This is a genomic window from Xenorhabdus budapestensis, from assembly GCF_017743015.1.
Taxonomy (GTDB): Bacteria; Pseudomonadota; Gammaproteobacteria; order Enterobacterales; family Enterobacteriaceae; genus Xenorhabdus; species Xenorhabdus budapestensis.
The window spans coordinates 3024882-3044485 of sequence record NZ_CP072455.1 but is presented as its reverse complement, the minus strand read 5'-3'; the positions used below and the strand labels follow the sequence as shown (position 1 = coordinate 3044485).

Here is a 19604-nt window from a genome sequence, read left to right as displayed (position 1 = left end):
TTTGGAGATGTTAAGTGAATATGAATGGCAGGCAATTTTACTGAGCCTGAAAGTCTCAGGTATTGCGGTGTTATTCAGTTTGCCATTAGGGATCTTGATGGCATGGGTTTTGGCGCGCTGTCAGTTTTTTGGAAAGTCTCTGCTTGATAGCCTTATCCATCTGCCGCTGGTATTACCTCCGGTTGTTGTTGGTTATCTGTTGTTAATCAGCATGGGACGTCGAGGTGTGCTTGGGGAATTTCTTTATAATTGGTTTGGCATTAGCTTTGCGTTTAACTGGACAGGAGCGGCGCTGGCTTCGGCAGTTGTATCTTTTCCGCTAATGGTCAGGGCTATCCGGTTGGCATTGGAGGCCATAGACCTTCGTCTGGAGCAGGCCGCACGCACATTAGGAGCAAGTTCACTTAAAGTCTTTTTTACCATTACTTTACCGCTTTCATTACCGGGAATAATTGTTGGCTCTGTGCTGGCGTTTGCCCGTTCACTGGGGGAATTTGGTGCAACAATCACTTTTGTATCGAATATCCCCGGAGAAACACGCACCATCCCTCTGGCTATGTACACATTGATTGAAATGCCTGGTGCAGAAACGGCAGCCGCTCGTTTATGTGTCATTGCTGTAGTACTCGCCTTGGTTTCATTGTTGATCTCTGAGTGGTTAACTCGTTGGGGAAGAAAGCGGTTGGGGGCGGCATGTTAGAGCTAAGTTTTAAACAGCGTTTGGGTGATCTGCATATGCAGATTGATACCACTTTGCCAACAGAAAGCATTACCGCCATATTTGGGCTTTCAGGGGCAGGTAAAACTTCGTTAATCAATGTCATCGCTGGTTTAACCCGACCGCAAAAAGGCAGAATTGCCTTGAATGAACGTATCTTGGTTGATACAGAACAAAAAATTCTTCTGCCACCAGAAAAGCGCCGAATTGGATATGTGTTTCAGGATGCCCGTCTTTTTCCTCATTATCGGGTCAAAGGGAATTTGCAATATGGCATGTCACCCGATATGCAACTGCAATTTGATAAAATTGTAGATTTACTCGGTCTTGAACATTTACTGTCCCGCTTCCCGATGACTTTATCAGGAGGTGAAAAACAGCGAGTTGCAATTGGGCGTGCATTACTGACCGGGCCTGAATTACTGTTGATGGATGAACCAATGGCTTCACTGGATCTGCCGCGTAAACGTGAATTGTTGCCTTATCTGGAAAAATTGTCTTACGACGTCAAGATCCCAATCCTGTATGTCAGTCATAGTTTGGATGAAGTTATCCGTTTAGCAGATAACGTTGTTGTTATGGATAAGGGAAAAATCAGAGCCACAGGTTCACTGGAAGAAGTATGGTCAAACAGCATACTGCGTCCGTGGTTACAAAAAGAGAGTCTTAGCAGCATATTACCTGTGACTGTGATGGATCACCACCAACGTCATCAGATGACGGCGGTAGCGGTGGGAGATAAAGCCCTTTGGCTGCCGAAAATTGATACAGTTGCAGGAACTGATTTGCATATCCGAATTGATGCATCGGATGTCTCTTTAATATTAGAACCACCAAGAGGCAGCAGTATCCGTAATACCTTACTGGTGAAGGTCATCGAGATCTTTGAAGAGGCTGGTCAGGTTGATGTCAAATTGTCGTTAAGCGATCAATTTCTATGGGCAAGGATCACACTATGGGCGCGGGAAGAGCTTAACTTACGCACAGGGCAATGGTTATATGCTCAGATAAAGAGTATTTCACTGAATCGTCACTTGTAAAAACAACTATTCACGAAAGAAAATTACTGAGAAAAAAGAACAGAGTCGGTGGTACGGGGAGTAAAACTGTTTTTCACTTCCCCTTGAATCCGGCTAATTAAGTGAAAAACTAAAGCACATATTTTCGAATTACTTCCGCAATACCGGGCTGAGTATTGTTCTTCGTGACAAGATCTGCCCGTGTTTTGACATCATCAACAGCATTTCCCATAGCAACACCCAAGCCTGCGGTTTCCAGCATACTGAGATCATTAAAGTTATCGCCAAAGGCAATGACATCTTTCATGCTCATCCCTTGTGACTCTACCCATTGCTGTAAACGCATTCCTTTGCTATTGCCTTTTTTAGTGATATCGATTTGGTCAAACCATGACCATTCACATTCCAGGCCCACATTTTTCTCAATCTGCTCGCTGACCTCACGCAGTTTCTCTAAATCGGGGGAGCTGGTGGCTAACTTCCAGATGAAATTCACATTGTGCAGAGCTTCCTGAAAATTCTTGATGTGCTGGAGAATAGGGCGTTGGTGTTCAGGCAGAGAATTTGACCACGCAAGGGTACGGGAAACTGTGTGTGGAAATTCATATAAAATAGCATCATCAACGTACATCAGATGCTCAACTTCCGTATCTTGCAAATAAGAAAGTGCTTGAGAGGCTTCTTGAATAGAGAGAGGATTGGCAGCCAGAACCTTTTTAGCGTGGTAATCGTATGAATAAGCCCCGTTACAGCAAATAGCCGGAGTATCGAGTTGGAGTGCTTGATAGAAAGGGTGAATGGCAACATGATGACGCCCAGTGACAATCAAGACTTTAATACCCGCCTGGCAAGCTTCATTTAGGGCTGTTATTGACTCTGGCAGAATATTTTTTTGTGGATCAAGTAATGTTCCATCCAGATCCAGCGCGATAACGCGGTATGACATGAGTTAGCCTCTAGGTTGTTGATGATTTAAGCAAATATTATATGTTAATTAAAAACAGTTAAACCGATATACACCTGGTTTAACAAACAAATTTTTCCAAGAATCATTACAGATCAATAAAATAGTGATGGAGCTTTAAGGAGAGAAAATGAAACAAGTGGTTTATACAGCCAGTCCGAATAGTCGTCAGATTCATGTCTGGTCTCTGAATATTGTTGGAGAACTTTCGTTACTCCAAACGGTAAATGTACCGGGTGAAGTACAACCGATGGTGGTTAATCCTGATGGTAAACACTTATATGTAGGGATACGACCTCAATTCAACATCGTCACTTATAAAATTGGTTCTGATGGGCGATTGCAGCAGCAAGCCATTGCCCCATTACCGGGTAGCCCGACCCATATTTCAACGGATAAAGCAGGGCGTTTTTTATTTTCTGCTTCCTATAGCTTCAATAATTTAAGTGTTCACCCTATTGACAAAAATGGTGTGGTTAATGCGCCGACCCAAATTGTAGAAGGGTTGAAAGCGCCACATTCGGCCAATATTGATTGGGAGAATCGCCAGTTATTGGTTCCATGTTTGAAAGAAGATCATATTCGTATTTTTGATTTGAATGAGCAGGGATATCTGGCAGAAAGCCGTGCTGACGAAATCACAACAGAAGCGGGTGCAGGTCCACGCCATATGGCTTTTCATCCAGAAAAAGAGGCAATTTATTGTATAAATGAACTCGATTCAACCGTGAATGTGCTGCGTAAATGGGAAAAGTACCGCATAGTACAATCTGTTGATTCATTGCCTGCTGATTTTTCTAGTGTCCGTTGGTCTGCGGATATTCATATCACGCCGGATGGCCGCCATCTCTATACTAGTGAGCGTTCTGAAAGTGTGATTAGTCACTTCCGTGTTTCAGAAGATGGCTATCATCTGACATTAGCAGGACATTCCCTGACAGAAAGTCAGCCTCGTGGTTTTGCCATAGATTACAGTGGTAACTTTTTAATCTCTTCAGGGCAGAAATCCGATCATATTTCAGTATCCAGCATTGATAAATACACCGGAGAACTGACCCAACTGGCACGTTATCCGGTTGGTAAAAGCCCTATGTGGGTAACAGTATTGGCATTGTAATTAGAAGCCGCGCAAATTTTTAGCGCGGCATTTGATTCTTCTTCTGAAGAATTATACTGATATCCGTTGTCTTTTAAGCAAGGTTAAAGGTGCCAACCCCTGAGAAAACAATAGGATATGTAACCAGTATATGATGTTGATATACAGAAATTAAATCTCCCAAATAAACATGTCCTTTAAATAAACGCAGATAGATTTTTTGAGGGTAAATGAAAAGTTGGAAATTAAGTGGAGTGTTTATAATTGTATTGGTATGGTGTATCACACCGCCAAGATAGAGATGGTTAAAATTCAATTGTGGCATATTATATCCACCATAAATATACCCATTGAAATTAGCACTCCTTCTTGTATTCGGAGCAGTTCCAATTAAAACAGGATAAGATGATACTTGAATAAACGGATAACTTCCATACTGGAGGTATGTGTTAATATTAAAATATCCACTGACATATTCTGTTATATTTAAGCCTGGATGAGGTAATGAATTTGCCCCAGGGTTTTTCCCAAATAAATGAGCCAGCTCAGGTTTCTCTTTTGCTATTGCCTCATAATGTGATTGTTCTTGCTCATACATGTCGTTAGACTGTGTAAATATAGCTTCCAGCTCTTCTTTAGAAGGTACAACTAAATTTTCTTGATTCATGATATATCCCTCTCTAGTTAGAATAAATATGACAGTGTACGCAATATATCAGAAAATTTATTTTTAAATGATGAAGAATATAGCCAATTAGTTACTAATATTTATCAATGACTGATTTTCGAGGTTAAACAGGGTAATTATATGGCGAGTTTAATGACATAAATCGATAAATAAGTAAGTAGAAAAATAGAAGAGAGAATTAAATTTTGAGGAAGAAATAAAGCCAGCATCATTATTAATGCTGACCTTAATTGTTAAATTATTGCATCAGTAATAGCATTTGTCAGTTTCGACAACTGCCCAGGCTGAATAATATAAGGAGGCATTAAATAAATTAAGCGTCCAAATGGTCTTATCCAAACCCCCTGTTGTACGAAATGATGCTGTAGAGAGGCCATATCAACAGGCTGTTTCATTTCTACAACGCCAATTGCACCTAATACCCGCACATCTTTAACAGTTTTATGTGATTTCAGAGATAGTAACTCTCTTTTTAACTGGGATTCAATTGATTGAATACGCTGTTGCCACTGGCTTCCAGTCAGTAGTTTCAGACTGGCGCTGGCAACGGCACAAGCCAGTGGATTGCCCATAAAAGTTGGGCCATGCATAAAACAGCCAGCCTCACTCTGGCTGATGATTTCTGCTACATGGCGGGTTGTTAACGTTGCGGATAACGTCATATAACCACCTGTCAGTGCCTTACCTAAGCATAAAATATCTGGTTCGATATCAGCATGTTCACAGGCAAATAACTTGCCTGTGCGGCCAAATCCAGTAGCGATTTCATCCGCAATCAGCAAAATTTGGTATTCATGACAAAGCTGACGAACCTGACGCAAATACTCAGGGTGATAAATTCGTATTCCACCTGCTCCCTGAACAATCGGTTCCAGAATAACAGCGGCGATTTCATCATGATGCTGTTGCATTAATTGCCGGAAAGAAGCGATATCTTCTGGTTGCCATTCACCATCAAAACGGGATTGAGGGGCATCCGCAAACAGATGATTGGGGAGATAGCCTTTATAAAGGCTATGCATTGAATTATCAGGATCGCAGACCGACATTGCGCCGAAAGTGTCGCCATGATAACCATGACGTAGTGTCAGAAATTTCTGGCGTCTTTTTTTCTGTTTTTTCCCTTTGGCTTGCCAATATTGCAGCGCCATTTTCATGGCAACTTCCACGGCAACAGATCCAGAATCGGCCAGAAAAACACACTCTAATGGTGAAGGGGTCATTGCTACTAGCTGTTTACACAGCTCAATAGCAGGTGGATGGGTAATACCGCCAAACATGACATGAGACATCTTGTCAATTTGCGACATTGCCGCTTCATTAAGTACAGAATGATTGTAGCCGTGGATAGCGGCCCACCATGAAGACATACCATCAATTAACTTACGACCATCTGACAATACCAGTTCAACGCCACTGGCTGAAACAACAGGATAAGTCGGCAGGGGATTGCTCATTGATGTATACGGATGCCAGATATGGCGCAGGTCGAATTCAATATCTGAAAGATTCATGACAAATTTATTGTAAACCTTTTGTGGTCTATTTTAGTTGACATGATAGCGGCGTTATTTAAACTGACAACGTTTTTTCACACTGGAGAAATTACTGTGAGTGAGCGTCAACAATGGACCATCAAACAGGCGCAGGTGCTGTTTGATAAACCTTTTTTTGAATTATTGTTTCAGGCACAGCAGATACACCGCGAACATTTTGATCCACAGCAAGTACAGGTCAGTACACTTCTTTCAATAAAAACTGGAGCCTGTCCAGAAGACTGTAAGTATTGTCCACAAAGTTCCCGTTATAAAACTGGTCTGGAAAAAGAACGCCTGATGGAAGTGGAAAAAGTCATTGAATCTGCACGCAAAGCAAAAAGTGCGGGTTCAACCCGTTTTTGTATGGGGGCAGCATGGAAAAACCCACACGAACGGGATATGCCTTATCTGGAGAAGATGGTTGAAGAAGTTAAGGCATTGGGCATGGAAACCTGTATGACACTGGGAATGTTGAATCAATCTCAGGCACAGCGTCTGGCAGAGGCGGGTCTGGACTACTATAACCATAATCTGGACACCTCACCGGAATTTTACGGCAATATCATTACCACACGCAGTTATCAGGACAGGCTGGATACACTGGAAAATGTCAGGGATGTAGGCATTAAGGTGTGCTCTGGAGGTATTGTGGGTTTGGGGGAGGAAATTCGTGACCGGGCAGCATTGTTGGTACAACTGGCAAACCTGCCGAAACCGCCTGAAAGTGTGCCAATCAACATGCTGGTAAAAGTGAAAGGAACACCGTTGGAAAGTAACGAAGACGTCGATCCATTTGACTTTATCCGCACCATTGCGGTGGCTCGGATCATGATGCCGAAATCTCATGTCCGCTTATCCGCAGGGCGTGAACAGATGAATGAACAGACTCAGGCTATGTGTTTTATGGCCGGAGCCAACTCTATTTTTTATGGTTGTAAATTGCTGACGACCCCGAATCCTGAGGAAGACAAAGACCTGCAACTGTTCCGCAGATTGGGCATCAATCCTCAACAGACAAAAACAGCATTCGGTGACAATCAGCAGCAGCAATACCTGACAGAAGCACTTATAAACAATACTGATAATGAACAATTCTATAATGCGGCAATATGATGAATTGGTCAGATTCTATCTCCCGGCGTTTGGCTGAACGCCGGGGCACATCTTTATGGCGTAGCAGGCAGGTCCATTTGGGTTCAGATGGGCAACTCTTAGACACTTCTGATGGTCAGTACCTGAACTTTTCCAGTAACGACTACCTCGGATTGAGCCAACATCCGCAAATTATTGCCGCCTGGCAACAAGGGGCGGAGCAGTATGGTGTAGGCAGCGGTGGTTCGGGGCATGTTACAGGTTATACCGCAGCTCACTATATGTTGGAGCAACAACTGGCAGAGTGGCTTGGTTATTCCCGGGCTTTACTGTTCATTTCTGGCTATGCCGCTAATCAAGGAGTGATAGCCGCATTGATGGAAAAAGAGGATCGTATCATTGCTGATCGCCTGAGCCATGCTTCATTGATGGAAGCAGCTATGCAATCTCCAGCTCAACTGCGGCGCTTTCTGCACAATAATCCTGATTCTCTGAAACAGCATCTGGCAAAAGAGTGTGCAGGTAAAACATTAGTGGTCACTGAGGGCATTTTCAGTATGGATGGAGATAGCGCACCACTTGATGTGATTGCACAACAAGCACAATCTACGGGCAGTTGGTTAATGGTTGATGATGCTCACGGTATCGGTATTCGTGGGGATGAAGGACGGGGCAGTTGTTGGTTACAGGATGTGAAACCAGAGCTTTTAATCGTCACATTTGGTAAAGCATTTGGTTTGAGTGGTGCGGCTGTGTTGTGTGATGAACAGACCGCAGAGTACCTGATTCAATATTCCCGACACTTGATTTACAGCACGTCTATGCCGCCTGCTCAGGCTGTAGCTCTTTCTGAAGCTGTGCGGCAAATCCGGGCTGGAGACGAATTACGCTATCGTCTGCAAAATAATATCCGTTATTTTCGCCGTGAGGCGCAAAACTTACCTTTTTCCCTGATGGATTCTGAAATTGCTATTCAACCTGTGATCATTGGTGATAATGAACGTTGTATCGCCTTATCCCACTTGCTTATGCAACAAAAAGTATGGGTGAAAGCGATTCTTCCACCGACAGTACCACCGGATAGTGCCCGCTTGCGTGTCACACTGACAGCAAATCATACCCGACAAGATATTGATGTATTACTGGAGGCATTGCGTGGATCTGGCTGTTAAATATGTTGATAAACAGGCGATTGCGGGGGCTTTTGGCCGGGCTGCCTCTTACTATGACACTGCTGCGAAGCTGCAACAACAAACCGGGGAATACCTGATGGAATTGGCACGGGCAGAAGATACTGGTATGCGGGTATTGGATGCCGGTTGTGGCACAGGTTTTTTTAGTGAACGCTGGAAACAATGGGGTAAACAGGTTATTGCATTGGATCTGGCTGCCGGCATGTTAAACCATGCTCAAAGTCAGCAAGTTGCTGACTATTATCTGCAAGGCGATATTGAGCATTTAGGGCTGGCAGATAGTAGTGTGGATATCTGTTTCAGTAACTTGGCTGTACAGTGGTGTAATGATCTGCCATGTGCATTGCAGGAATTCCATCGCGTAACCCGTCCCGGAGGTTTTATTTTATTCTCCACTCTTGCACAGGGTTCACTGTGTGAACTGGAAGCAGCATGGGAGCGCATTGATTCTTATCGACACATCAATCAATTTCTGCCCTTGCAGGCAATTGCTGGTGCGTGTCAACCGTATCGGCATCAATTCATACACAAGCAATATAGTCAGTATTATCCACAGTTGCTGCCTTTATTGAATTCCTTGAAAGGTATCGGAGCTACACACCTTCATCGTGGCCGTCAACAGGGCTTGATGACGAGAAAACGCCTGAATGCTCTTTCAGAAGTGTATCCGAGAAATAATGGGAATTATCCATTAAGCTATCAAATTGCTTTCGGAGTCATTTACTGTGACAAATAAATACTTTCTTACTGGGACTGATACCGAAGTGGGTAAAACGGTTGTCAGTTGCGCCTTGTTACAAGCGGCGAATAAAAAAGGCTATCAAACTGCGGGTTATAAACCAGTGGCATCAGGCAGTGAAGTGACTTCGGAAGGGTTACGTAATGGCGATGCTTTGGCTTTGCAGTATAACAGTTCAGTATCTCTGTCTTATCAGGAAGTTAATCCATTAGTATTTGTTGAACCTACTTCTCCCCATATTGTCAGTGCTGAACTCAATCAGCCGATCGAGTTTACTGTGATGTCACAAGGTCTGGAAAAATTGGCGGCAAAAGCGAATTGGGTGTTAGTTGAAGGGGCTGGTGGTTGGTATACGCCGTTATCTGAAAATACCACTTTTGCAGATTGGGTAGTTCAGGAAAAACTGCCTGTGATCTTGACAGTAGGGATCAAATTGGGCTGTATTAACCATGCAGTCTTAACAGCAAAAGTTATTCGAGATGCAGGTTTGGAATTAGTGGGTTGGATTGCTAATGAAATTGAACCTGCTGGCAAGCGTCAGGATGAGTATTTAGCAACATTAAAACGGATGATTTCTGCGCCGTTACTTGGTGTTATACCCCATTTAAGTGACTCAGATAAAAAAAATAATATTGGAGAATATATAAATATTGATTTATTGGTTAACTAATTATTTATTCTCCATTAGTTAAAGTAGACCCCTGAATAAATGGGTTTAAATTGAGGTGTTGGTATAAAATATGCTTCATTTTAACAATTATTGCGCTATTTTTGAACAAAAAATAGCGTAAAACTATTTCAAAATAGTATGAAAACATTTCATTATTGAAGAAATCCACAGAAGAGGATAACTCTGCAACCTCCCATACCTAATAGGATTTGTTGAGTTATCCACTATTCCTGTGGATAACCTTGTGTATTAGGTTTAGAAAAGTAGTCTGACACAAGATGATACGCGGCTTGCGCAAGATTTGCTGTTATTCTCTCCTTTTGGTTTTTTTTATTTAAAATTAGTTGGTTATATAAAATCAATCCTTTTCAATGCCTCTTTACTATTCCCTGCTTTATCATTTCAGTAGCTAAAATGAAAATAGAAAAAAGCAAAATGGCTATCTGGGGATAAAAGTAATCTCAACTAATGTTAATGCACCTTATGGTTGTTTCTGCCCTTGGTTAACGTCTATCAGATATAACTTTTGAATTAGAGATAATATTATTTTGCTAATCTACTTGAAGCTGGTTTTTTATCCAGTATTATAAGAGTGTTTTGGCTAGCATATATACGCTATGAATTTCAACGTGCAGTCAGCCAAGCTGTAACTTGAAAGATGAGTGTATAGGCATGAAATGATATCGGGTGGAAGATGAGTAAAGAAACGAGCAAGGTATTCAAGTTACGTTCTGATTTCGAGCCTGGCGGAGATCAGCCAGAAGCTATCCGGAAATTACAGGATGGGCTGGAGGATGGTCTTGCCCATCAGACATTATTGGGGGTTACGGGATCAGGCAAAACGTTCACGATAGCTAATGTTATTGCAAACATGAATCGACCAACGATGATTTTGGCTCCGAATAAAACGTTGGCGGCTCAGCTCTATAGTGAAATGAAGGAGTTCTTCCCTGAGAATGCAATAGAGTATTTCGTTTCTTACTATGACTATTATCAACCAGAAGCTTATGTGCCCAGCTCTGATACTTTTATCGAAAAAGATGCGTCTGTGAACGAACATATTGAACAGATGCGTTTGTCTGCAACAAAAGCCTTGTTGGAGCGAAGGGATGTTGTTGTGGTTGCTTCTGTTTCCGCAATTTATGGTTTGGGTGATCCCGATAGTTATCTGAAAATGATGCTGCACCTGACTAACGGGATGTTGATAGACCAGCGCTCTATTCTGCGTCGTCTGGCAGAGCTGCAATATACGCGTAATGATCAGGCATTTCAGCGAGGAACTTTCCGTGTACGTGGTGAAGTAATTGATATTTTCCCTGCTGAATCAGATGAACATGCGTTGCGTGTTGAATTGTTTGACGATGAAGTGGAACGGCTTTCTTTGTTTGATCCACTGACAGGGCAGGTGCAATATAATGTTCCCCGCTATACTGTTTATCCCAAAACTCACTATGTAACACCACGTGAGCGTATCCTTCAGGCGATAGAATATATTAAAGTTGAGCTGGATGAGAGACGTAAAGTTCTTCTGGCTTCAGATAAACTGTTGGAGGAACAGCGTATAACTCAGAGAACACAATTTGATCTGGAAATGATGAATGAACTGGGTTATTGCTCCGGGATTGAAAACTACTCCCGCTATCTGTCCGGCCGTGCTCCGGGAGAACCGCCTCCGACTTTATTCGACTACCTGCCAGCGGATGGTTTATTGATCGTGGATGAATCCCACGTCACTATCCCACAATTGGGTGGCATGTATCGGGGAGATCGTTCCCGTAAGGAGACGTTGGTGGAATATGGCTTCCGATTGCCATCAGCGTTAGATAACCGTCCAATGCGCTTTGAAGAATTCGAAGCACTGGCACCACAAACCATTTATGTATCGGCAACACCCAGCCGCTATGAACTGGAGAAATCCGGCAATGAAGTGGTTGAACAGGTGGTGCGTCCAACGGGCCTTATCGACCCAGAGGTTGAAGTTCGTCCAGTTGCGACTCAGGTTGATGACTTATTGTCTGAAATCCGTGCCTGTGCAGTAAAAAATGAACGTGTACTGGTAACCACTCTGACCAAGCGTATGGCGGAGGATTTGACAGAATATCTGGAAGAGCATGGCGAGCGGGTGCGTTATCTTCATTCTGATATTGATACCGTTGAGCGGGTGGAAATCATCCGTGATTTACGCCTGGGAGAATTTGATGTACTGGTTGGGATCAACTTGTTACGTGAAGGTTTGGATATGCCGGAAGTCTCTTTAGTTGCAATCTTAGATGCTGATAAAGAAGGTTTCCTTCGGTCAGAACGTTCTTTGATCCAGACGATTGGGCGTGCAGCGCGTAACCTGCATGGTAAAGCGATTCTGTACGGTGATAAAATTACTGATTCCATGGCGAAAGCAATTAGTGAAACAGAACGTCGTCGTGCTAAACAACAGGCGTTTAATGAAAAGCACGGTATTACACCAAAAGGGCTAAATAAAAAAATCGGCGATATTCTGCAATTTGGCCAACCTGTTAATGGTAAAGGGAGAACTAAGACCAAAGGCAAAGGTAAAGCAGATTTGGGGATGGATAATTACCAGAAACTATCAATGAAAGAATTGGAGAGTAAAATCCGTGAGTTGGAAGAAAAGATGTACCAATATGCTCGGGATCTTGAATTTGAGCAAGCGGCTAACGTGCGTGATCAGGTTCAGGCATTAAGAACACAGTTTATTGTCAATTCTTAAATTGAAATGGAGAGTGAAATAATCACTCTCCATCGGTAATTTAGCTGTGTAATCTGTTGATATAAGCCACTAATGAATGAATTATCCCAATTTTTGCAGCGTATTTTCTATCGCTTGCCGTAATAATTCGCGATCATGACGATAAGGAATATCCTGAGCTTCCAAAACTTGTTGTGTGATAATCCTGTCATTCAAATTGCTGGTATCTGTGCATGGGCCAACAATGATTGCATTAATCATCTTGCGACCAATCGTATTCTCTATCATATCGAGTTTATCTTTCAATGAGAGATCAGCGGCAGCATGACTGAGTTCTTTCCCTAAATTACCGATATAAATCATATTGGCATTACTGCGACGCAAGGATTGAGTTAAATCTTCTAACAGTAATACCGGCATTAAGCTGGTGAAAAAACTACCGGGGCCGATTAGAATCAAATCCGCCTGTTCAATTGCTTCCAGCGCTTCTTTAGTGGCGTTGACATGGGGGTAAAGCATTAACTCTCGCGGGACATAATTCAGTTGGTCGATATTTACTTCGCCATATACCGTATTTCCCTGATCATCTACGGCCATTAAATCAACAGATTGTTCAGACATAGGGATCAGATGAGCATTCACTTTCAGTAGATTGCGGATCAGATTAATCGCCTCAAGAGGTCGGACACTTAAATGATCCAAAGCCTTCAACATCAAATTACCCAGATTATGTCCGGCTAGCTCGCCATTACCACCAAATCGATACTCAAACATGGCTGAAGCAATAGTGGGTTCCGTAATCAACTGATTAAGGCAATTGCGGGTATCTCCCCAAGCGATACCACCTTCGGAACGTCTTATTCTTCCGGTTGAGCCACCATTATCTGTTGTAGTGACAATACCAGTCAGGCGGGTACTGAGAGATGAGAGGGAAGACATGACGCGTCCGAGTCCGTGACCACCTCCGAGGGCAACAACACGATCCAAATCGGCTAATGTTCGGTTTCGCATAGGGTTCCTGTTACTGAATAAATGTCATTGAATAAATTTTATGTAATCTATCATAAAGTATGACGTTTTGAGCAATTGTCATGATTTTATGCGATTTTTATCAGTTATTTTTCTACTCAAATAGAATGAATAGACGACAACAGGTTGATGCTGATGATATTTCGTAACTCGTTGTATATAAAGATATATATCGATGTGGAAGTTAGCTTTTTATTGATTTAAGCGTTAGAATCCACACTAAGACTTGGTTATTCACGCAATAGTTTACATGATAACTAAGTTTGAAATTAACCCCTAGCCTCTGCATCTAAGTCTTTGCTGTGTAATTTTTTACTACTAATTAGTTCTATCAAAGGATACCACATTGATATGATGCTTTGGCCGTGGCTCTTGAGTCACCAGGGTGCAAGGCAGAAATGCCTGCATCCCCCATGATTGGAAGGTGTTATAGTGGAACAACTTATAGATATATTTTCCCGCAAGTTTTACTACTTGAGGCTATCGGTTACTGATGTCTGTAACTTTCGTTGCACCTATTGTCTGCCCAACGGCTATCAACCCAACAGCTCTCTCTCCAAGGAACACAAATCATTTCTGGCCCTGCCGGAGATCCGTCGTGTCAGCCGTGCATTTGCCGAGCTTGGCACAGAAAAGATCCGTCTGACCGGAGGAGAACCCACTATGCGCCGTGATTTTTGCGATATTATTGCGACGGTGCATGAAAATCCGCAGATTAAAAAAATTGCTGTCACGACTAATGGCTACCGTATGGAGCGTGATGTTGCTCGCTGGAAAGAAGCTGGCCTTACAGCAATCAATGTGAGTGTGGATAGTCTCGATCCCCGCCAATTTTACGCTATTACCGGGCAGGATAAGTTTTTTCAGATTATGCGTGGCATTGATGCGGCCTTTGAAGCAGGCTTCAGCACAGTAAAAGTTAATTCGGTGTTGATGAAGAATATCAATGATACCAGCCTGCCAGCTTTTCTTGATTGGATAAAGCATCGTTCAATTCAATTGCGCTTTATCGAATTGATGAAAACCGGAGAAGGTAGTGCAACTTTCCAGCGTCATCATCTTTCCGGCGATGTGATCCGTCGTCATTTACTCCAACAAGGTTGGCAGCAGCAGCAGCGAGCACGTAGTGACGGGCCGGCTCAGGTGTTCAGGCATACAGACTATCAGGGAGAAATCGGTTTGATCATGCCGTATGAAAAAGACTTCTGCCAAAGTTGTAATCGCCTGCGTGTTTCAGCCATTGGCAATCTTCACCTGTGCTTGTTTGGTGAACAGGGGATACCGTTGCGTGATTTATTATCCGATGACACATCACTTAGTGATTTGAAATTACGTATTCAGGGCGGGTTGCGTCATAAACGTGAAACGCATTTTCTACACCAGGGAAATAGTGGCATTACCCCTAATCTTTCTTTTATTGGCGGTTAATTTAACGGCTTAATTTATTTTCAGGAGCAAGAATGTCCCAATTAACTCATATCAATACTGCGGGTGAAGCTCATATGGTGGATATTTCTGCCAAAGCAGAAACTATGCGTGAGGCCAGAGCGGAAACCTTTGTTGAAATGCAGGCCGAAACGCTGGCTATGATTATTGCCGGCGATCATCACAAAGGGGATGTTTTTGCAACGGCCCGCATTGCAGGCATTCAGGCCGCGAAGCGGACTTGGGAATTAATTCCTTTGTGTCATCCTTTGTTACTCAGCAAAGTTGAGGTTCAATTAGAGGCACAAACAGAACATAACCGCGTCAGAATTGAATCCTGTTGTCGTTTGGCAGGCAAAACCGGGGTGGAAATGGAAGCCTTGACAGCCGTTTCCGTAGCAGCACTGACAATTTACGACATGTGCAAGGCAGTACAAAAAGATATGGTTATCGGGCCTGTACGTTTGCTGGAAAAAAGTGGTGGAAAATCGGGAAATTTTAAGGTGGAAAAATGATAAAAGTTCTGTTTTTCGCTCAAGTCCGTGAGTTGGTGGGAACCGATTATCTTGAAGTGCCCAGTGAATATCCAACGGTAGCCCATCTTCGTCAGGCACTACTTGAGAAAGGTAAACGCTGGAAATTGGCGTTGGAAGAAGGCAAATTGCTGGTGGCTGTGAATCAATCCTTTGTCCATGCTGAACATCCTCTGTGTGATGGTGATGAAGTGGCGTTTTTTTCGCCTGTTACAGGAGGGTAAGTATGGAAAATACACGGATTTGTATCCAGAAAGAGGTATTTAATGTTGGTGCAGAATACCAATGGCTGGCACAGTGTGATGAAGATGGTGCGGTTGTGACTTTTACAGGCAAGGTACGTAACCACAATCTTGGCGATAATGTCCGAGCGTTAACACTGGAACACTATCCGGGCATGACGGAAAACATGTTGCAGAAGATTGCTGATGAAGCTCGCCAGCGTTGGCCATTACAACGTATCAACATTATTCATCGTATTGGAAAGTTATATCCGGGGGATGAAATTGTATTTGTCGGCGTAACAAGCGCCCATCGCAGCATGGCTTTTGCTGCGGCTGAATTTCTGATGGATTACTTGAAGACCCAGGCTCCTTTTTGGAAAAAAGAATTCCTTAATGATGGAGAACGTTGGGTGGAAACAAAGGAAAGCGATCGGGAAGCTGCTAGTCGCTGGTTAACTCAATGATATAAAATCAGAAAAAATATATTAGCGGAGTATTTTGCGAACTATCTCTAAAACTGGGTAAAGAAATAATATATCACTAAAATTGTCATTAATTGGCAGATGGTTTTGTTCATGTTCTATGCTAGTGTATAGTATTTGAAATAGATTGTTTATTTTTAACAGTCTATACCCTTAAACATTGTCATAAAAGGTAATCGTCATGGACCGATATCAACGTCCTAGTGGTTCGATTGTCCAGCAAGCTGGTTCAGGTATACAAACTTATATGGCACAAGTCTACGGTTGGATGACTTGTGGTTTGTTATTAACAGCATTTGTTGCATGGTATGTGGCAAATACGCCGGAAATTTTATATGCCATTTTCAGTAACTCTATCGTATTTTATGGTTTGATCATTGCGCAACTTGCATTGGTGTTTGTGCTGTCTGGTCTGGTGCATAAAATGAGTGGTGCTCTGGCGACAGGGCTGTTTATGCTCTATTCCATGCTAACCGGGCTGACGTTATCCAGTATTTTTGTGGTTTACACCAGTAGCTCTATTGCCAGTACTTTTGTTATTTCGGCAGCGATGTTTGGTGCGCTGAGTGTTTATGGTTATACCACGAAGCGTAGCCTGAGCGGTTTAGGCAGTTTCCTGTTTATGGGGCTAATCGGTATTGTACTGGCTTCTTTGGTCAATATCTGGCTGAAAAGCCCGGCTCTGATGTGGGCAATTACCTATATTGGGGTTCTGATCTTTGCCGGCCTGACTGCTTACGATACCCAGAAACTGAAAGAAATGGGTGCTGAGCTGGATGTCAACGATAAAGAGAACTTGCGCAGATACTCCATCACTGGTGCACTAACGCTGTATCTGGATTTCATCAACCTGTTCCTGATGCTGCTGCGCATTCTGGGTGATCGCCGTTAATTGCTGACGGCTTGCGATTTTTGATGAAAAAGACCCTGTTTGATACAGAGTCATATTGTGAATAAGCCCCTAAGCCTCATTATTTAAAATAATGAGGCTTATTTTTATAGAAGAATTGACATACAAATAGTTATCCTATATACCTCAAAATATGGTCAACAAAGCTGCAACTTGAGAAGCGATAAGTATAAATATACCTATAAGATATCAAACGTAGTATTTTGATATCTAAAAATGAATTTCATTATAGAATTCACTTCATGTTTTATTAGGAGTATAGATATGTTAAATTCTTATGGTAAAACTGAAATTTCAGAATATTTATCTAAAATAAATAAATCATTAGAAAAAAGGGAGCAAATAAGCCAGAGTGATATTTTAGAATTACATGATAAATCCCATATCTTATACATGGTTGATAGGATTAATAAAGAAAATAAAGGAGTAAATATAAAAGTAGTTAATGATGTTTCTCAATTCCCTGTTTACATTGAAAATATGATAGATAATAAAGAGAACTCTGCAAGATTTATTGTGTTTGTCAATAACAGAGTATGTTTTTTATCACATGCTGTAGTTTTTGATTGTTATCATTTTAAAAATAGAGGTATATCTATTTTAGGTATAGAGTCTGGAAATTCAAGATTATCTGATTTCCCTTTGGAAATGGCGAAACGTTGTGAAAAGCTTAACTTTAATAATGTACATAATAAAGTTTCTTTACATATATTATCCACTAGACAGCAGAACAGTGGCACAGAATGTATGATATATAGCTTAGCTCTAGCAAAAATGCTTTTTAAAGAACGAGAAAAACTATTGTCATTACATGAAAAGAATCTAAATGACGATTTTGAAGTTGAGGAAACACTTAAATCTGTTGTTAAACAATCGGATACAGATAAATACTTACTTCCTTCATTAATGAAGCATTGTCAGTCAACAAGGAGAGTAAAGGAATATCTTTCAACAGAGCTGGATAGAGGGATATTTGGTAACCTTAATAAAAATACCTATAAAGTGAATAAGTTGAATGAGACCTTACTTCGAAGGCATGAACGTACACTCACTAGTGAAAGTATACCTGTTAAACTTAATATTCCTGGTAAAAACGAATTCATTGAATCTAATGTTATTAGGAGAGGGATTACTTATAACAATTCAATTTTTCTAAAGAGAAAAAGAGATATTGAAAAGTTATTAGGTATTTATAAAAAATAATAATTAGTGTCACTCTATAGAATAAGATATGCGTTAATTCATTTAAATGAAAAAAATAGTTAATTCACTTATATGGTCATTTGTTATTACAATAGTATAAAAGTAACTTATGACATAAATAATATTTATTTATGTCATAATATAGTCTTGTAATACATCAGCCAGAAAGTTGAATGGGTTAAATAGAGGAAAATATTTTATATAATAAAATTCTATTTATAAATTATCCTGTTTGGATTTATTTAAGTATCGTAAACTAAAACATTACGCAATCTTACTCCGAAATAATCGGTAAGCAATTCCATTTGTAGTGACAATAATCAACAATAACGGCCATAAACTATGCCAGATAACCGAAAAGTCAGCACCTTTTAAATAAATCTGCTTGGTTATATCTGTAAAATGCCGGATTGGGTTTATCCACGTTATGTTTTGCAGCCAGGCTGGCATATTCTCGACGGGAGAGATATAACCAGAGAGTAAAATAGCTGGCATTATAAACACAAATACACCGATAAAAGCCTGCTGTTGAGTTGAACAGATGGCGGAGATAAGGAGGCCAAATCCAACCAGCGATAATCCATAAACCAGAATACAACCATAAAATAATAGCAATGAACCGGAAAAAGGGATCTGGTAACACAATGTTCCAATCAACAAAACGATACTTGCCTGAATCGTTGCTACGACTAACGCCGGAATGGCTTTGCCAATAAAAATCTGCCAAGTAGTCAGCGGGGAAACCAATAATTGATCCAATGTTCCCTGTTCTCTTTCACGGGCAACGGAAAGGGCAGTAACGATCAAAACGCCAATGGTTGTTATCATGGCAACCAGAGATGGAACAACAAACCATTTATAATCCAGATTGGTGTTATACCAGTTACGAATGATCAACTCACTGTTATTGAGACTCGGTGCATTACCCAGTAGTTCTTTCTGGTAATCCATTACAATTTGTTGAAGGTAATTAGCGGCAATTTGTGCGCTGTTTGAATTACGTCCATCCAACAGAACTTGAATTGAAGTAGGGATATGGCTGGCGAGATGGGCACTAAAATTTTGTGGGAAACGAACCAGTAGCAGGGCGTCACGGTTATCCAATGTTGGCCGAATTTCCTGTGAACTGTTCAACATAATAACATCAGGAAAGGCTTTCGATTTAGCCAGCCGCTGGGTTAGTTCAATGGAAGCCCGTCCTTTATCTTCGTCATAAATCGCAATGGTAGCGTTTTTTACTTCCAGCGTAGCAGCCCATGGAAACAGGCTCATCTGGAAGAGTACAGGTAAGATCAGAGTGGCTCGTGTTTTAGGATCTCTCAGGAGAGACTGCAATTCTTTCATAACGAGTGTATATAGACGATGAAACATATT

At 41.6% G+C, this 19604-nt stretch carries 19 protein-coding genes and 1 riboswitch; of the genes, 14 read left to right on the top strand and 5 right to left on the bottom strand.

What is annotated here, in order from left to right:
• Window positions 1–7 precede the first annotated feature (7 nt).
• Window positions 8–700 carry a molybdate ABC transporter permease subunit gene (gene modB / locus HGO23_RS13300; RefSeq protein WP_099134542.1) on the top strand — a complete coding sequence of 231 codons (693 nt, stop codon included), beginning with the start codon at window positions 8–10 and terminating at the stop codon, window positions 698–700.
• The gene (gene modC / locus HGO23_RS13295; RefSeq protein ID WP_169923012.1) at window positions 694–1758 is read left to right on the top strand and encodes a molybdenum ABC transporter ATP-binding protein ModC; all 1065 of its coding nucleotides are present in this window, start codon (window positions 694–696) and stop codon (window positions 1756–1758) included. The genes modB and modC overlap by 7 nt, the downstream gene beginning before the upstream one ends.
• A gap of 109 nt (window positions 1759–1867) precedes the next feature.
• Here the strand turns inward: modC and HGO23_RS13290 are convergent, their stop codons facing one another.
• A complete protein-coding gene (locus HGO23_RS13290; protein ID WP_209026958.1) occupies window positions 1868–2683 on the bottom strand; it encodes a pyridoxal phosphatase in 816 nt (271 codons plus the stop codon).
• 148 nt (window positions 2684–2831) lie between these two features.
• Here HGO23_RS13290 and pgl point away from each other — a divergent pair, with 148 nt between their 5' ends.
• The gene (pgl, locus tag HGO23_RS13285) at window positions 2832–3818 is read left to right on the top strand and encodes a 6-phosphogluconolactonase (RefSeq protein ID WP_209026957.1); all 987 of its coding nucleotides are present in this window, start codon (window positions 2832–2834) and stop codon (window positions 3816–3818) included.
• A 73-nt stretch (window positions 3819–3891) separates the two neighbouring features.
• Here pgl and HGO23_RS13280 read toward each other — a convergent pair whose 3' ends face one another.
• Together HGO23_RS13280 and bioA are read right to left on the bottom strand one after the other, a co-directional pair.
• Window positions 3892–4464, bottom strand: a complete 573-nt coding sequence (locus tag HGO23_RS13280; protein ID WP_209026956.1) for a hypothetical protein — start codon at window positions 4462–4464, stop codon at window positions 3892–3894.
• A gap of 254 nt (window positions 4465–4718) precedes the next feature.
• Window positions 4719–5999 carry an adenosylmethionine--8-amino-7-oxononanoate transaminase gene (gene bioA, locus HGO23_RS13275; RefSeq protein ID WP_209026955.1) on the bottom strand — a complete coding sequence of 427 codons (1281 nt, stop codon included), beginning with the start codon at window positions 5997–5999 and terminating at the stop codon, window positions 4719–4721.
• Window positions 6000–6095: 96 nt separating this feature from the next.
• Between bioA and bioB the strand changes: the two genes are divergently transcribed.
• The 5 genes from bioB to uvrB all read left to right on the top strand — a co-directional run bounded on the left by bioB (window position 6096) and on the right by uvrB (window position 12445).
• The gene (bioB, locus tag HGO23_RS13270) at window positions 6096–7136 is read left to right on the top strand and encodes a biotin synthase BioB (protein ID WP_099134548.1); all 1041 of its coding nucleotides are present in this window, start codon (window positions 6096–6098) and stop codon (window positions 7134–7136) included.
• Complete coding sequence (gene bioF, locus HGO23_RS13265) at window positions 7136–8287, top strand: 8-amino-7-oxononanoate synthase (protein ID WP_209028787.1); 1152 nt, start codon at window positions 7136–7138, stop codon at window positions 8285–8287. The genes bioB and bioF overlap by 1 nt, the downstream gene beginning before the upstream one ends.
• Window positions 8271–9044 carry a malonyl-ACP O-methyltransferase BioC gene (bioC, locus tag HGO23_RS13260; RefSeq protein WP_244967807.1) on the top strand — a complete coding sequence of 258 codons (774 nt, stop codon included), beginning with the start codon at window positions 8271–8273 and terminating at the stop codon, window positions 9042–9044. The genes bioF and bioC overlap by 17 nt, the downstream gene beginning before the upstream one ends.
• The gene (bioD, locus tag HGO23_RS13255; RefSeq protein WP_209026953.1) at window positions 9034–9717 is read left to right on the top strand and encodes a dethiobiotin synthase; all 684 of its coding nucleotides are present in this window, start codon (window positions 9034–9036) and stop codon (window positions 9715–9717) included. The genes bioC and bioD overlap by 11 nt, the downstream gene beginning before the upstream one ends.
• Window positions 9718–10411: 694 nt before the next feature.
• Window positions 10412–12445: an excinuclease ABC subunit UvrB gene (uvrB, locus tag HGO23_RS13250; RefSeq protein WP_099134553.1), complete on the top strand. Its 2034-nt coding sequence runs from the start codon at window positions 10412–10414 to the stop codon at window positions 12443–12445.
• Window positions 12446–12526: 81 nt separating this feature from the next.
• Here the strand turns inward: uvrB and HGO23_RS13245 are convergent, their stop codons facing one another.
• The gene (locus HGO23_RS13245; protein ID WP_209026952.1) at window positions 12527–13435 is read right to left on the bottom strand and encodes a gluconeogenesis factor YvcK family protein; all 909 of its coding nucleotides are present in this window, start codon (window positions 13433–13435) and stop codon (window positions 12527–12529) included.
• Window positions 13436–13714: 279 nt separating this feature from the next.
• Window positions 13715–13896, top strand: a riboswitch (molybdenum cofactor riboswitch).
• Here HGO23_RS13245 and moaA point away from each other — a divergent pair.
• From moaA to HGO23_RS13215, 6 genes are all read left to right on the top strand, one after another.
• Window positions 13886–14881 (top strand): GTP 3',8-cyclase MoaA, encoded by a 996-nt coding sequence (gene moaA / locus HGO23_RS13240; protein ID WP_209026951.1) that lies wholly within the window; start codon window positions 13886–13888, stop codon window positions 14879–14881. (Overlaps the previous riboswitch by 11 nt.)
• A 32-nt stretch (window positions 14882–14913) precedes the next feature.
• Window positions 14914–15393: a cyclic pyranopterin monophosphate synthase MoaC gene (gene moaC, locus HGO23_RS13235; RefSeq protein WP_209026950.1), complete on the top strand. Its 480-nt coding sequence runs from the start codon at window positions 14914–14916 to the stop codon at window positions 15391–15393.
• The gene (moaD, locus tag HGO23_RS13230) at window positions 15390–15635 is read left to right on the top strand and encodes a molybdopterin synthase sulfur carrier subunit (protein WP_099134557.1); all 246 of its coding nucleotides are present in this window, start codon (window positions 15390–15392) and stop codon (window positions 15633–15635) included. Before moaC ends, moaD begins: the two co-directional genes overlap by 4 nt.
• Window positions 15636–15637: 2 nt before the next feature.
• The gene (gene moaE / locus HGO23_RS13225) at window positions 15638–16099 is read left to right on the top strand and encodes a molybdopterin synthase catalytic subunit MoaE (RefSeq protein WP_099134558.1); all 462 of its coding nucleotides are present in this window, start codon (window positions 15638–15640) and stop codon (window positions 16097–16099) included.
• A gap of 199 nt (window positions 16100–16298) precedes the next feature.
• Window positions 16299–17009 (top strand): Bax inhibitor-1/YccA family protein, encoded by a 711-nt coding sequence (locus HGO23_RS13220; RefSeq protein ID WP_099134559.1) that lies wholly within the window; start codon window positions 16299–16301, stop codon window positions 17007–17009.
• 282 nt (window positions 17010–17291) lie between these two features.
• On the top strand, window positions 17292–18230 hold the full coding sequence (locus HGO23_RS13215; RefSeq protein ID WP_209026949.1) for a YopJ family acetyltransferase: 939 nt from the start codon (window positions 17292–17294) through the stop codon (window positions 18228–18230).
• 264 nt (window positions 18231–18494) lie between these two features.
• Here the strand turns inward: HGO23_RS13215 and HGO23_RS13210 are convergent, their stop codons facing one another.
• Entirely contained in the window at window positions 18495–19601 is a 1107-nt protein-coding gene (locus HGO23_RS13210; RefSeq protein ID WP_099134561.1) for an ABC transporter permease, read from the bottom strand.
• Window positions 19602–19604: the final 3 nt, after the last annotated feature.

Coding starts and splice junctions, on each gene's coding strand:
- modB (WP_099134542.1), top strand. CDS start 8: ATGTTAAGTGAATATGAATGGCAGGCAATTTTACTGAGCCTGAAAGTC.
- modC (WP_169923012.1), top strand. CDS start 694: ATGTTAGAGCTAAGTTTTAAACAGCGTTTGGGTGATCTGCATATGCAG.
- HGO23_RS13290 (WP_209026958.1), bottom strand. CDS start 2,683: ATGTCATACCGCGTTATCGCGCTGGATCTGGATGGAACATTACTTGAT.
- pgl (WP_209026957.1), top strand. CDS start 2,832: ATGAAACAAGTGGTTTATACAGCCAGTCCGAATAGTCGTCAGATTCAT.
- HGO23_RS13280 (WP_209026956.1), bottom strand. CDS start 4,464: ATGAATCAAGAAAATTTAGTTGTACCTTCTAAAGAAGAGCTGGAAGCT.
- bioA (WP_209026955.1), bottom strand. CDS start 5,999: ATGAATCTTTCAGATATTGAATTCGACCTGCGCCATATCTGGCATCCG.
- bioF (WP_209028787.1), top strand. CDS start 7,136: ATGAATTGGTCAGATTCTATCTCCCGGCGTTTGGCTGAACGCCGGGGC.
- uvrB (WP_099134553.1), top strand. CDS start 10,412: ATGAGTAAAGAAACGAGCAAGGTATTCAAGTTACGTTCTGATTTCGAG.
- HGO23_RS13245 (WP_209026952.1), bottom strand. CDS start 13,435: ATGCGAAACCGAACATTAGCCGATTTGGATCGTGTTGTTGCCCTCGGA.
- moaC (WP_209026950.1), top strand. CDS start 14,914: ATGTCCCAATTAACTCATATCAATACTGCGGGTGAAGCTCATATGGTG.
- moaD (WP_099134557.1), top strand. CDS start 15,390: ATGATAAAAGTTCTGTTTTTCGCTCAAGTCCGTGAGTTGGTGGGAACC.
- moaE (WP_099134558.1), top strand. CDS start 15,638: ATGGAAAATACACGGATTTGTATCCAGAAAGAGGTATTTAATGTTGGT.
- HGO23_RS13220 (WP_099134559.1), top strand. CDS start 16,299: ATGGACCGATATCAACGTCCTAGTGGTTCGATTGTCCAGCAAGCTGGT.
- HGO23_RS13215 (WP_209026949.1), top strand. CDS start 17,292: ATGTTAAATTCTTATGGTAAAACTGAAATTTCAGAATATTTATCTAAA.
- HGO23_RS13210 (WP_099134561.1), bottom strand. CDS start 19,601: ATGTTTCATCGTCTATATACACTCGTTATGAAAGAATTGCAGTCTCTC.